A 12761-nucleotide genomic window follows, 5' to 3' on the forward strand; every position below is an offset into this window, starting at 1 on the left:
TGCATGGCAACCTTATTCCAGACCGTTCACCGTCTGGCGCATACCCTGTACCAGAATCATCTCCAGATTGGCCGTCACCTGCCCGGCAAGGCCAGGTAGCAACGTCAAATCCTCTCCCCAGTGCGCCGCATCGCCAAGCACGGCATCCACCAGTTCACGCAGCGTTAAATCATTGCCTACTCGCGGCCACAGGCTGGCATACAGGCTTACCCACTGCTCATCATCCTGTATCGGATAGCGTTCCCCGTCGCGCTCTGCACGATAAAACGCCAGCAGCGCAGCGAGGGCAAACGTTAACCGCACGGGCCAGCGCCCATTGTGCTGACCCGCCAGCAGTTGCGGCAAAATTCGGGTGCGGAATTTGGTCATCCCGTTAAGCGCAATGGAAAGCAACTGGTGGCGAATGTAGGGGTTCTGAAAACGCCCGCTCACCGCATCGGCAAATTCACGCAATTCGTCCGCCGGGAGATCCAACACCGGAATAATCTCCTCACTAATCGCCCGCTCGACAAAGCGGCGGACATCAGCATCCTGCATCGCCTCGCCAACGGTCTCCAGCCCGCACAGCCACGCGACCGGCACCAGAGCCGTATGCGCACCATTGAGAATGGCGACCTTGCGCTCTTTGTACGGTTTGATATCGCTCACCACCCGGATGTTCAGCGGACACTGCACCAGCTTCAGCTCCTCTGCCAGCCACTGCGGCCCCTGGATCACAAACAGGTAAAAATGCTCAGCGGTATCGAGAAACGCATCGTGGTAGCCAAGCGTAGCCTCCAGCGTAGCGGCTTCTTCGCGCGGGTAGCCGGTGACAATACGGTCGACCAGCGTGGAACAGAACGTGTTTGCCGTCTCCACCCAGTCGGCAAATGCCGGAGGAAGCTGCCACTCCTGCGCATAGCGCAGCACCAGAGTTTTGAGCGCCTCACCGTTATAGTCGATAAGCTCGCAGGGGATAATTACCCAGCCCTTATCCACCGCGCCCGCAAAGTGGTTAAAACGCTCCAGCAGCAGGCGTGTCAGCTTGGCCGGAAAACTCACCGGCGGCTCATCATCCACACGGTCAGCTGCGTGATAGCTAATTCCGGCTTCGGTGGTATTCGAAAACACAAAACGGATGTCCGCATTGTGCGCCAGCGCCAGATACGCCGCGAAATCCTGATACGGGTTGATTTCGTTATTCACCGAACGGATAAGCCGTGCCTCACTCACTGCCTCACCCTGCTCGTTTAGCCCGCGAATAAGCGTGGTATACAGCCCGTCCTGGGTATTCAGCGACGGCGGAAAATCGGTATTGATCGGGCGAACGATGGTCACGCCAGCGTTCAGATCGGTTTGCTCGTTGAGGATATCCAGTTGCCAGTCAACAAACGCCCGCAGGAAGTTACCTTCACCAAACTGGATCACGCGCGTTGGGTAGCTGGCCCCCGGAAAATCACGTCGATTCAATGTGTTCATCGCATTTCCCCTCTCAGAACGTGATCACGCCTTTAATCAGTTCACGATTGTTAATCACATCCCGTTCGTAGATTTCTGCCAGTGTGGCAAACGCGTAACGGTGCGTGAGCATCATGTCGGCGGTAAGTTTGCCTTCCGACATCAAACGGCCCACTTTGGCGAAATCTTCCGGCGTGGCGTTGCGGCTGCCCATCATGGTGGTCTCTTTCTTGTGGAACTCAGGGTCAGAGAACTGCAAATCGCCTTTGAACAGCCCAACGAAAACGATGCTGCCGCCATGACGAATCAGATTCACCGTGTTGTTCATCGCATGCTGATTCCCCGTGGCATCAATAACCTTTTGCGCCAACGAACCGCCAAACTGAGCGCGCAGCTGCGTATCAAAATCTTCAGCGGATGGGTCGATAACCGGGAGTCCCAACCGGGAAGACACGTGCTCCCGGCGTGCTGGACTGGTATCGGCGACCACCACCTGTGCGCCATCGGCTTTGGCAATCGCTGCCGCCCCCAGACCAATCGGACCCGCGCCGACCACCAGCACCTGCTCACCCGGAGCCACCGCCGCCCGGCGTACCGCATGCGCGCTGATGGCGTAAGGCTCAATCAGCGCCGCCGCCTGCGGGTCAATCCCCTGCGCGTCCAACAGGTTGGTCACCGGAACGGACAGATATTCACTGAAACCGCCATCCTGGTGCACGCCAATCACTGAAATCTTCTCGCAGCAGTTGGTGCGCCCGCTCAGGCATGCCGGACACTGCTGGCAGGCCACGTAAGGAATAACCGCCACCTGCTGACCATTTTTCAGATTCTGTATATTCTTACCCAGACCGACAATTTCCCCACATATTTCATGCCCTAATACACGCGGGTAGCTGAAAAAAGGTTGATTGCCACCCCAGGCATGAATATCAGTACCACAAATTCCTACCGACTTAATTTTAATTAATGCTTCACCCTCACCCGGAATAGGTATTTCGCGCTCTTTCCAGACTAATTTTTTAGGTTCCTGGCAAATCAACGTATTCATCGTAGACATGATTCTGCTCTCCTGTTTTTTTGTTGCCTCAGATATCAACGAAAATAAAAAGGACGGAGAAAGCAGAAACACAATCTGTGAATTCCAGCGCATAAAAATGTTTTAAATCGGGTTTTAATAGATAAAAAGGAGAAGCCATGAGCCGTTCGCAGAACTTACGCCACAATGTGATTAACCAGATAATCGATGATATGGCGCGTGGTCATATCCCTTCCCCACTCCCCTCACAAAGCGCACTGGCGGAGATGTACAACATCAGCCGCACCACCGTGCGCCATATGCTGAGCCACTTAGGCGAGTGCGGCGTGCTGACCCAGGTCGGCAGCCACTATGTCATCGTGCGAAAACCCGACCATGACGACGGTTTTGCCTGCACCACCGCCTCCATGACCGAGCAAAACCGGATTTTTGAGCAGGCGTTTTTCACCATGATCAACCAGCGACAGCTGCGCGCAGGCGAGAGCTTCTCCGAACTGCAGCTTGCCAGAGCCGCAGGCGTCAGCCCGGTGGTAGTGCGGGAATATCTTTTAAAATTCGAACGTTACAACCTGATTAAAAACGAAAAACGCGGTCAGTGGAGCATGAAGCAGTTCGATCAGGCCTATGCTGAACAGCTGTTTGAACTCAGAGAGATGCTGGAAACGCATTCTCTGCAGCATTTCCTCAATCTGCCTGACGATGACCCGCGTTGGTTGCAGGCTAAAACGCTACTGGAGCGCCATCGGATCCTGCGCGACAGCATTGGCAGCAGCTTTCGCATGTTCTCGCAGTTAGATCGTGAGTTCCATGCTTTGCTACTCTCTGCTGCCGATAATGTATTTTTTAATCAATCACTTGAAATCATCTCCGTGATTTTCCACTTCCACTATCAGTGGGATGAGAGCGACCTCAAGCAGCGTAACATCATTGCCATTGATGAGCATATGACCATCCTCAGCGCGCTGATATGTCGCAGCGACCTGGATGCCACCCTAGCGCTCTGTAACCATTTGAATTCAGCCAAACAATCGATGATTCGCTCCATCAACCAGGGTTGTAACGTCGCTCATTAAGTACCGATAAAAAACAGCAAATCATTACCGGGAGCACGATTTTATAAAAATAAAAACGCCTGAAAAATACCTCTTGCCTATGCTCACGCTAAGTCGACTGCATTAAAAACTTTTGTGAGCGGTGATGAGCAAATTGATTCATCACTGGTTTTTTTCAATACTGCACAGTCCTGCTGTGTGAAAAATAAATTATTGAGGTTCAGGAGTCCGGCGTGGAAAAAAATAATATTACCCTCGACCCAAGTTCTTCGTTTGGCACGTCGTCATCTGCGGATATTAATGTTCCGCCTGAGGGCATGGTGCAACGCAGTAGCCGAATTAAACGTATCCAGACCACAGCAATGATTTTATTATTTTTTGCTGCGGTGATTAATTACCTCGACCGCAGCTCACTGTCTGTCGCCAACTTAACGATTCGTGAAGAACTGGGGCTGAGCGCCACGCAAATCGGCGTGCTGCTGTCGGTATTCTCTCTCGCTTACGGTATTGCGCAACTGCCCTGCGGTCCGCTGCTGGACCGCAAAGGTCCGCGCATTATGCTGGGATTGGGGATGTTCTTCTGGTCGCTGTTTCAGGCGATGTCCGGCATGGTGCACAGCTTCACCCAGTTTGTGTTGGTGCGTATCGGGATGGGGATCGGCGAAGCGCCAATGAACCCGTGCGGCGTAAAGGTCATCAACGACTGGTTTAACATCAAAGAGCGCGGCCGCCCGATGGGATTATTCAACGCCGCCTCCACCATCGGGGTTGCCATTAGCCCGCCGATTCTGGCTGCCATGATGCTGGTAATGGGCTGGCGCTGGATGTTCATCACCATTGGCGTGCTGGGTATTTTCCTCGCCATCGGCTGGTACATGCTGTATCGCAACCGCGAGCAAATTGAGCTGAGCGCCACGGAACAAGCGTACCTGAACGCCGGTAGCGTCAATGCCCGCCGCGATCCGCTGAGCTTTGCCGAATGGCGCAGCCTGTTCCGCAACCGTACCATGTGGGGCATGATGCTGGGCTTTAGCGGCATCAACTACACTGCATGGTTATACCTGGCCTGGCTGCCGGGCTACCTGCAAACCTCCTACAACCTGGATTTAAAAAGCACCGGATTAATGGCGGCGATCCCATTCCTGTTTGGCGCAGCCGGCATGCTGATTAACGGTTTTGTCACCGACTGGCTGGTGAAAGGCGGTATGGCGCCGATCAAGAGCCGTAAGATTTGTATTATCGCCGGGATGTTCTGCTCCGCAGCCTTCACCTTCGTCGTGCCGCAGGCCACAACGTCAATGGCCGCCGTGTTACTGATCGGTATGGCGCTGTTCTGTATCCACTTCGCAGGTACCTCGTGCTGGGGTCTGATCCACGTCGCCGTCGCCTCACGTATGACCGCTTCCGTGGGCAGTATCCAGAACTTTGCCAGCTTTATCTGCGCCTCGTTCGCACCGATCGTCACCGGTTTTATTGTTGATACCACCAACTCTTTCCGCCTGGCGCTGATCATCTGCGGCTGCGTCACCATGGTGGGTGCCCTCGCCTACATCTTCCTGGTTCGCCAACCCATCAGCGATCCGCGTAAAGATTAATCCTCCAGATGCCCGATAACACCGCGTTTATCGGGCATGTTATGCTCCTCGTATGAACATCACCTTGCGCGCTACTACTCTGGCAGACACTGCCGCTCTTCCCGCCATCGAACGATCTGCGGGGCAACGTTTTTTACGCATCCCCGAACTGGCGTGGATTGCTGAAGACCAGATTTTATCGGCTGTTCAGCATCAGGCTTTTGCCGCCGCTGGCATGAGCTGGCTGGCGCAGGTCGATGCGCTTCCGGTCGGTTTTTTGGTTGCCGAAACGCTGGGGTCATCGCTGTTTATTGCTGAACTGTCGCTGCATCTGGAGTGGCAGGGAAAAGGAATTGGCCGCAGATTGATTGAGTATGTTGCCGAACACGCGCGCAAGAAAGGTTACACGTCGCTCACGCTGACCACCTTCCGCGATGTGCCGTGGAATGCGCCATGGTACGCGCGACTGGGATTTGAAATGCTGGCTGACGAGACGCTGCCTGCAAAGTTGCGCCAGAAAAGAGAAGAGGAAGCGGCGCATGGACTGGCATTTGAATCGCGCTGCGCCATGCGCCTGATGTTGCGCTAATTGCCCGATGGCGGCTACGCCTTATCGGGCCTACGTAACATTTCCGGTAAGCCTGATAAGCGGCAGCGCCATCCGGCAACCACGTAACTTTCCCGTAGGCCGGATAAGCGGCAGCACCATCCGGCAACCACGTAACTTTCCCGTAGGCCGGATAAGCGACAGCGCCATCCGGCAACCACGTAACTTTCCCGTAGGCCGGATAAGCGATAGCGCCATCCGGCATCACAGGCTTAGAACGTTTCCCAGTTATCCCCGGCATCCGTTACCGCGGCTTTGCGCGGCTGGACCGTTGAAACCGGTTTAGCGGCCGCAACGTCACGCGCACGCTGTTGGTCATGCTGGATACGGAACACGGCAACGGCCTGAGTCAGGCGGCTGGCCTGCTCTTCCAGCGCCGCAGCGGCGGCGGCGGATTCTTCCACCAGCGAGGCGTTTTGCTGCGTCACGCGATCCATCTCGGCAACGGCCAGACCCACCTGGTCAATACCGCGGCTCTGTTCATCAGAAGCAGAGGCGATTTCACCCATGATATCGGTCACGCGGGTTACCGCATTGACGATCTCATCCATGGTTTCACCGGCACTTTCTACCAGCGTTGAACCAACATCCACGCGGCTGACCGAGTCTTCAATCAGGCTCTTAATCTCGCGCGCGGCCTGCGCACTACGCTGGGCCAGGTTACGCACTTCACCCGCAACCACCGCAAATCCACGGCCCTGCTCACCCGCACGTGCTGCTTCTACCGCGGCGTTGAGCGCCAGAATGTTAGTCTGGAAGGCAATGCCGTCTATGACGCTGATAATGTCGGCGATTTTCTGCGAACTGGACGCGATGTCACGCATGGTTTGCACCACGTTATCCACCACTTTGCCGCCTTTCTGCGCGGTTTCAGAAGCACTCAGCGCCAGATGGCTGGCCTGACGCGCGTTTTCGGCGTTCTGCTTCACGGTCGCCGTCAGCTGTTCCATGCTGGCTGCGGTTTCTTCCAGAGATGCAGCCTGCTGCTCGGTACGGGAGGAGAGATCGTTATTGCCCATCGCAATCTCGCTGGCCCCGCTGTAAATCGCGTTGGCGCCGTTACGCACATCACCCACGGTGTTCATCAGCTCACCCTGCATATGGCGCAGACTTTCCGCCAGCTGTCCAATCTCGTTGGAACCTTCCACCTCAATACGCTTCACCAAATCACCGCTGGCGATATGACGAATGCTGTCGATCAGACGGTTCATTGGGGAGATAAGGGTCAGTTTGATACCAAACCAGACCGCAATAATCGCCGCCAGTACGGTAATCAGCACGCAGATCAGCACCCACATCGCCTGGCTGTAAGAGCTGTTGTTATCTTCCACCGCGATGTCATACAAGCGATCATTCTGCTGCATGTAACTCATGTACTGCTTCTCAAAGCCATCCTGATAGCTCTGCGTCGGTTGATCAAAGAACGCGTTGATCTTCCCGTCACCCAGTAACTGGATCAGCTCCGCCAGCGCGCCGTGGTAGATGTCATAGGTGCGATTGATCTCCTGGAACGCGGCTTCGCTTTGACGCGGATCGCGTGGGAGCGACTCGTAAATCGCCCAGTTTTTTTCCGTCAGCTTCAGCGCCGTACTCGCCACCTGCATCAGCTCGGCAACAGTCGCGCCGCTGCCGATATTGCTCTGATCCATCATGTAGCGAATGCCTGCCCGGTTCAGGGTGTTACGCGTTTGCAGCAGCTCAACCCAGGTGGCGTTCAGCGCAGACTGTTGCTGGCGAATGGTTTGCAGAACGGTAAAGTTCTCTTTGTCATTCTTAAGTGAGTTAAAAAACAAGCCGCCAGAGGCGAGCTGTAAAAGGCCAAATAGCGCCAATACCAGCAGTAAGCTGGTAACAATCTTCATTCGTTTTAACATGTTTTCTCTTTCCGCTAGACAGATACTCTGGTTTTCGGCCTGGAAAGAGAAAACTTTATGGTGCCAGCAATTACCACAGAATTATCGTTTTCACATTAAATACCGTTCCCTATGACAAATTACGCAAAAAATTAGTCGTTCCATTACGTCTTAGGTGTAGGATTCCGTTTTTTGAAGGAAAGGATGCTTCTATGTTAAATCGCGATTTTGATCACCTATCCACCCTCGCACACCACTTTTTTGAACGTGAAGATATTCGCCAAAAGCTCAATATCATCGATCAGTACAACATCTCCGGTTGGGAAGTCTGGATGCAGATAGAATTTGCCAATCTGCTAGCTTCGACGGGTCATGAATGGTGGCGTGAGCAAACTCTTGCTTGCGATCTCCGGAAAAATCCACAGCGTTTGTCTGTACGTGCAGATTTCTTGTTGCGGAAAAAAGGCTGGACGCAGGATAGCTACATTGCGCTTGAACTCAAACAGAACCAGGATCCGACAAGCTGCGTCAGAAATATGATTGCTGATTTGGTTAAAAGCGCAAAAATCAAACGTTCGGAATTAGAGCTGCGTAGCTTCTGGACGCTGGGGGTAACGCCCCGCATAGATAAAGAGCGCCTCGATGAACTCATTGACTACTATCTGGATGAAAAATATTACCTGACTAAATCACGTAAGAAACATGTGTTGCTCAGAGACATCGAACATACGCCTTATTGTTATATCGTAATCTGAGTCTCTCAGTGAGGTGCTTTGTCAGTGGGAAAACACGGCATGTAGACAGGCAAACGCTATAATGCCGTGATCTCAATCACATAAATATCCCCGTTAACCCCTACTGCTTACCGCTCACTGACACTTGGGACCGCTTAAGCTGACATACAACCGCTCACTTATTTACCTTACTTTACGCGCGTAATTCTCTGGCAAGATCCCCCCAACATAGCAGTCAATTTACCTCCTCAAACACAAGATCAAACCCACGCGGCTTCGGCCAATTATTAATTAGATACCAGGTTTTACTATGGATACGAAAAAGATATTCAAGCACATACCCTGGGTGATTCTCGGAATCATCGGTGCATTCTGCCTCTCGGTAGTGGCATTACGTCGGGGTGAGCACATTAGTGCCCTGTGGATCGTTGTCGCCTCAGTTTCTGTTTATCTGGTGGCCTATCGTTACTACAGCCTGTACATCGCCCAAAAGGTGATGAAACTTGACCCAACGCGTGCCACGCCGGCGGTCATCAACAATGACGGTCTGAACTACGTTCCAACCAACCGTAACGTCTTGTTTGGTCACCACTTTGCCGCTATCGCAGGTGCTGGTCCGCTGGTTGGGCCGGTACTGGCTGCGCAGATGGGCTACCTGCCTGGTACGCTGTGGCTGCTGGCAGGCGTCGTGCTGGCCGGTGCGGTGCAGGACTTCATGGTACTGTTTATCTCTTCCCGCCGTAACGGTGCATCTCTGGGTGAGATGATCAAAGAAGAGATGGGCCCGATACCGGGAACCATTGCGCTGTTCGGCTGCTTCTTAATCATGATCATCATCCTCGCAGTACTGGCGTTGATCGTGGTAAAAGCGCTGGCGGAAAGCCCGTGGGGTGTGTTCACCGTCTGCTCAACCGTACCTATCGCGTTGTTCATGGGGATCTACATGCGATTCCTGCGACCGGGACGCGTGGGCGAAGTGTCGGTGATTGGTATTGTGCTGCTGGTTGCTTCTATCTACTTCGGCGGCGTGATTGCGCACGACCCATACTGGGGCCCGGCGCTGACCTTTAAAGACACCACCATTACCTTTACCCTGATCGGCTACGCATTTATCTCTGCGCTGCTGCCGGTATGGCTGATCCTCGCCCCGCGCGACTATCTGGCTACCTTCCTGAAAATCGGCGTTATCGTCGGTCTGGCGGTGGGGATTGTTATCCTCAACCCGGAACTGAAAATGCCGGCAATGACGCAGTACGTTGATGGTACTGGCCCGCTGTGGAAAGGCGCTCTGTTCCCGTTCCTGTTCATCACCATCGCGTGTGGTGCGGTATCTGGCTTCCACGCGCTGATTGCTTCCGGTACCACACCGAAGCTGCTGGCCTGTGAAACCGACGCGCGCTTTATCGGTTACGGCGCAATGCTGATGGAATCCTTCGTCGCAATTATGGCGCTGGTTGCCGCGTCTATCATCGAACCAGGTCTGTACTTCGCGATGAACACCCCGCCTGCGGGCCTTGGCATCACCATGCCGAACCTGCATGAAATGAGCGGCGAAAACGCACCGCTGATTATGGCGCAGTTGAAAGACGTCACCGCACATGCGGCAGCGACCGTCAGCTCCTGGGGCTTCGTCATTTCGCCTGAGCAGATCCTGCAAACCGCGAAAGACATCGGTGAACCGTCCGTTCTGAACCGCGCAGGTGGCGCACCGACGCTGGCTGTTGGTATCGCTCACGTGTTCCACAAAGTGCTGCCGATGGCTGATATGGGCTTCTGGTACCACTTCGGTATTCTGTTCGAAGCGCTGTTCATCCTGACCGCACTGGATGCCGGTACCCGTTCTGGCCGCTTTATGCTGCAGGATTTACTGGGTAACTTCGTGCCGTTCCTGAAGAAAACCGACTCCCTGGTTGCGGGTATCATCGGTACTGCGGGCTGCGTAGGCCTGTGGGGTTACCTGCTGTATCAAGGCGTTGTTGACCCGCTGGGCGGCGTTAAGAGCCTGTGGCCGCTGTTCGGTATCTCTAACCAGATGCTGGCTGCCGTGGCACTGGTTCTGGGCACCGTGGTACTGGTTAAAATGCAGCGCACCAAATACATCTGGGTTACCGTTGTTCCGGCTGTATGGCTGCTTATCTGCACCACCTGGGCGCTGGGTCTGAAACTGTTCAGCACCAACCCGCAGATGGAAGGCTTCTTCTTCATGGCGAATCAGTACAAAGAGAAGATTGCTAACGGCGGCGAACTGACCGCTCAGCAGATTGCCAACATGAACCACATCGTCGTCAACAACTACACCAACGCAGGTCTGAGTATTCTGTTCCTGGTGGTGGTGTACAGCATCATTTTCTACGGGTTCCGTACCTGGCAGAAAGCCCGCGCCATCAACGGTCGCTCTGATAAAGAGACGCCGTATGTACCGGTGCCGGAAGGCGGCGTGAAGACCTCTTCACACCACTAAGATGTATTCAGCCCCGCTCCGGCGGGGCTTTTCGCTTATCAGGATTGTTTATGTTTGGTACTTTAGGGCAAGCTAAAAAATATCTCGGTCAGGCGGCGAAGATGCTGATTGGCATTCCGGACTACGACAACTATGTCGAGCACATGAAGACCAACCATCCCGATAAGCCGTACATGACCTACGAAGAATTCTTCCGCGAGCGCCAGGAAGCCCGCTACGGTAGCGGCGGAAGCAGTTGCTGTTAGAAGGAGAAGTGAATGACCCCGATTGCAGTTACCCTACTCACCGGTTTTCTTGGCGCGGGTAAAACCACCCTGCTGCGCCATATTCTCAACGAGCAGCACGGTTACAAGATTGCCGTTATCGAAAACGAATTCGGCGAAGTCTCGGTGGACGATCAGCTGATTGGCGATCGCGCCACGCAGATCAAAACCCTGACCAACGGCTGTATTTGCTGTACCCGCTCCAGTGAACTGGAAGACGCATTGTTAGACCTGCTCGACAACCACGACAAAGGCACTATCAATTTCGACCGTCTGGTGATCGAGTGCACCGGCATGGCCGACCCCGGCCCGATTATTCAGACCTTTTTCTCCCATGAAGTGATTTGCGAACGCTACCTGCTGGACGGCGTAATTGCGCTGGTTGACGCGGTACATGCCGACGATCAGATGAACCAGTTCACCATCGCCCAGTCGCAGGTAGGCTACGCAGACCGGATCCTGCTGACCAAAACCGACGTCGCAGGTGAAAGCGAAAAACTGCGTGAGCGCCTGGCGCGCATCAACGCCCGTGCGCCGATTTACACCGTGACACATGGTGATATCGACCTCTCCCTGCTGTTCGATACCAACGGTTTTATGCTGGAAGAGAACGTAGTCAGCGCCAAACCGCGCTTCCACTTTATCGCCGACAAGCAAAACGATATCTCCTCGATCGTCGTCGAGCTGGATTACCCGGTAAACATCAGCGACGTGTCGCGAGTGATGGAAAACCTGCTGCTGGAATCCGCCGAGAAGCTGCTGCGCTACAAAGGTATGCTGTGGATTGAAGGCGAGCCAAACCGCCTGCTGTTCCAGGGCGTCCAGCGCCTGTACAGCGCCGACTGGGACCGCCCGTGGGGCGACGAAACACCGCACAGCCTGCTGGTGTTTATCGGCATTAACCTGCCGGAAGACGAGATCAGAGCTGCGTTTGCGGGATTGAAGAAGTAATCCCCTGCTGAATTGCCCGGTGGCGCTACGCTTACCGGGCCTGGAAATAGCACTTCCCCGTAGGCCGGATAAGGCGCAGCCGCCATCCGGCACTCACAGCCCCGGTATATTCTGACTATTTCTTATTTTGCTCGCGCAGCATCGCTTCGCGCAAAATGGCATTCAGCCGCGTCTGGTAACCCTTCCCGGGGCGTTTTAGCCACTCCATCACATCGGCATCAATGCGCACCGATGCTTGCGTTTTCAACGGACGGAAAAACTTACTGCGATTAGCCTCTGACCACTGCTCATCTTCGGTCACGGGAATGTCGCTGTAATCAATATCATCATCCGGTTTATTCGCCAGCGCCTTCAGTTCAGCCTCATGCTGAGCACTCAGCGCGGATACGCTGCCGCGTTTATGTTTAACCATGCTCATAACGATTCCTCTCTTTACTGTCTGCCTTTCTGGCACTGATGATACGAATGACTTCAACGCCACTTTCAAACCTAACGCTATGGGCAACCAAAATAACCACAATGCAATGAACAATACCGATGGTCTGCCACCGATACTCACCGTTCTCATAACGATCCTGTCTGGACATATGCCGTGGATCGTCGAAAACCAATACTGCGTCCTCAAAGCGAACACCATGTTTACGGTGGTTACTTTGTGCCTTGTTTGCACCCCATTCAAACTCCATTGGCATGTATTTCATCCCTAATTGTATATACAAAAACGTATATACAATTATCTTACGATTATACCTCGGTTGTTGGAAATAGCTTCACAATTAGACGATCAGTGATT

Annotated in this window: 12 protein-coding genes; 7 read left to right on the plus strand and 5 right to left on the minus strand. The window is 53.9% G+C overall.

Annotated elements, in window-relative coordinates; genetic code table 11:
* Positions 1 to 12: 12 nt before the first annotated feature.
* Both GHC22_RS20005 and GHC22_RS20010 read right to left on the minus strand, forming a co-directional pair.
* On the minus strand, positions 13 to 1458 hold the full coding sequence (locus tag GHC22_RS20005) for a tagaturonate reductase (protein WP_153753776.1): 1446 nt from the start codon (positions 1456 to 1458) through the stop codon (positions 13 to 15).
* 13 nt (positions 1459 to 1471) lie between these two features.
* Positions 1472 to 2494, minus strand: coding sequence for a zinc-binding alcohol dehydrogenase family protein (locus GHC22_RS20010; RefSeq protein WP_153753777.1), 1023 nt, complete (start codon positions 2492 to 2494; stop codon positions 1472 to 1474).
* 137 nt (positions 2495 to 2631) lie between these two features.
* Here GHC22_RS20010 and GHC22_RS20015 point away from each other — a divergent pair, with 137 nt between their 5' ends.
* The 3 genes from GHC22_RS20015 to GHC22_RS20025 all read left to right on the plus strand — a co-directional run bounded on the left by GHC22_RS20015 (position 2632) and on the right by GHC22_RS20025 (position 5688).
* Positions 2632 to 3546: a GntR family transcriptional regulator gene (locus tag GHC22_RS20015; protein WP_003830023.1), complete on the plus strand. Its 915-nt coding sequence runs from the start codon at positions 2632 to 2634 to the stop codon at positions 3544 to 3546.
* Positions 3547 to 3758: 212 nt separating this feature from the next.
* Positions 3759 to 5120: an MFS transporter gene (locus GHC22_RS20020; protein WP_003845612.1), complete on the plus strand. Its 1362-nt coding sequence runs from the start codon at positions 3759 to 3761 to the stop codon at positions 5118 to 5120.
* 52 nt (positions 5121 to 5172) lie between these two features.
* Positions 5173 to 5688: a GNAT family N-acetyltransferase gene (locus GHC22_RS20025; protein ID WP_153753778.1), complete on the plus strand. Its 516-nt coding sequence runs from the start codon at positions 5173 to 5175 to the stop codon at positions 5686 to 5688.
* A 230-nt stretch (positions 5689 to 5918) separates the two neighbouring features.
* Here GHC22_RS20025 and tsr read toward each other — a convergent pair whose 3' ends face one another.
* Complete coding sequence (tsr, locus tag GHC22_RS20030; RefSeq protein ID WP_048227144.1) at positions 5919 to 7580, minus strand: methyl-accepting chemotaxis protein; 1662 nt, start codon at positions 7578 to 7580, stop codon at positions 5919 to 5921.
* A gap of 191 nt (positions 7581 to 7771) precedes the next feature.
* On the opposite strand from tsr, the gene GHC22_RS20035 reads away from it, so the two are divergent.
* The 4 genes from GHC22_RS20035 (at position 7772) to yjiA (ending at position 11968) form a co-directional block, all read left to right on the plus strand.
* Positions 7772 to 8314, plus strand: coding sequence for a hypothetical protein (locus GHC22_RS20035; protein ID WP_003830032.1), 543 nt, complete (start codon positions 7772 to 7774; stop codon positions 8312 to 8314).
* Between the two features lie 289 nt (positions 8315 to 8603).
* Positions 8604 to 10754, plus strand: a complete 2151-nt coding sequence (gene btsT / locus GHC22_RS20040) for a pyruvate/proton symporter BtsT (RefSeq protein WP_003830033.1) — start codon at positions 8604 to 8606, stop codon at positions 10752 to 10754.
* A gap of 50 nt (positions 10755 to 10804) precedes the next feature.
* Positions 10805 to 10999: a YbdD/YjiX family protein gene (locus GHC22_RS20045; protein WP_003830038.1), complete on the plus strand. Its 195-nt coding sequence runs from the start codon at positions 10805 to 10807 to the stop codon at positions 10997 to 10999.
* Between the two features lie 12 nt (positions 11000 to 11011).
* Positions 11012 to 11968, plus strand: coding sequence for a GTPase (yjiA, locus tag GHC22_RS20050; protein WP_153753779.1), 957 nt, complete (start codon positions 11012 to 11014; stop codon positions 11966 to 11968).
* Positions 11969 to 12083: 115 nt separating this feature from the next.
* Here the strand turns inward: yjiA and GHC22_RS20055 are convergent, their stop codons facing one another.
* Together GHC22_RS20055 and GHC22_RS20060 are read right to left on the minus strand one after the other, a co-directional pair.
* A complete protein-coding gene (locus tag GHC22_RS20055; protein ID WP_153753780.1) occupies positions 12084 to 12386 on the minus strand; it encodes a BrnA antitoxin family protein in 303 nt (100 codons plus the stop codon).
* On the minus strand, positions 12373 to 12660 hold the full coding sequence (locus GHC22_RS20060) for a BrnT family toxin (RefSeq protein ID WP_153753781.1): 288 nt from the start codon (positions 12658 to 12660) through the stop codon (positions 12373 to 12375). The genes GHC22_RS20055 and GHC22_RS20060 overlap by 14 nt, the downstream gene beginning before the upstream one ends.
* Between the last annotated feature and the right edge of the window lie 101 nt (positions 12661 to 12761).

It is taken from the genome of Citrobacter sp. H12-3-2 (assembly GCF_009649895.1).
In the GTDB taxonomy this organism is placed as follows: Bacteria; Pseudomonadota; Gammaproteobacteria; order Enterobacterales; family Enterobacteriaceae; genus Citrobacter; species Citrobacter portucalensis.

Bases quoted from the DNA above. Each gene is read 5' to 3' on its own strand.
- GHC22_RS20055 (WP_153753780.1), bottom strand. From the start codon at position 12,386: ATGAGCATGGTTAAACATAAACGCGGCAGCGTATCCGCGCTGAGTGCT.
- btsT (WP_003830033.1), top strand. From the start codon at position 8,604: ATGGATACGAAAAAGATATTCAAGCACATACCCTGGGTGATTCTCGGA.
- GHC22_RS20015 (WP_003830023.1), top strand. From the start codon at position 2,632: ATGAGCCGTTCGCAGAACTTACGCCACAATGTGATTAACCAGATAATC.
- tsr (WP_048227144.1), bottom strand. From the start codon at position 7,580: ATGTTAAAACGAATGAAGATTGTTACCAGCTTACTGCTGGTATTGGCG.
- GHC22_RS20045 (WP_003830038.1), top strand. From the start codon at position 10,805: ATGTTTGGTACTTTAGGGCAAGCTAAAAAATATCTCGGTCAGGCGGCG.
- GHC22_RS20005 (WP_153753776.1), bottom strand. From the start codon at position 1,458: ATGAACACATTGAATCGACGTGATTTTCCGGGGGCCAGCTACCCAACG.
- GHC22_RS20060 (WP_153753781.1), bottom strand. From the start codon at position 12,660: ATGCCAATGGAGTTTGAATGGGGTGCAAACAAGGCACAAAGTAACCAC.
- GHC22_RS20035 (WP_003830032.1), top strand. From the start codon at position 7,772: ATGTTAAATCGCGATTTTGATCACCTATCCACCCTCGCACACCACTTT.
- yjiA (WP_153753779.1), top strand. From the start codon at position 11,012: ATGACCCCGATTGCAGTTACCCTACTCACCGGTTTTCTTGGCGCGGGT.
- GHC22_RS20025 (WP_153753778.1), top strand. From the start codon at position 5,173: ATGAACATCACCTTGCGCGCTACTACTCTGGCAGACACTGCCGCTCTT.
- GHC22_RS20010 (WP_153753777.1), bottom strand. From the start codon at position 2,494: ATGTCTACGATGAATACGTTGATTTGCCAGGAACCTAAAAAATTAGTC.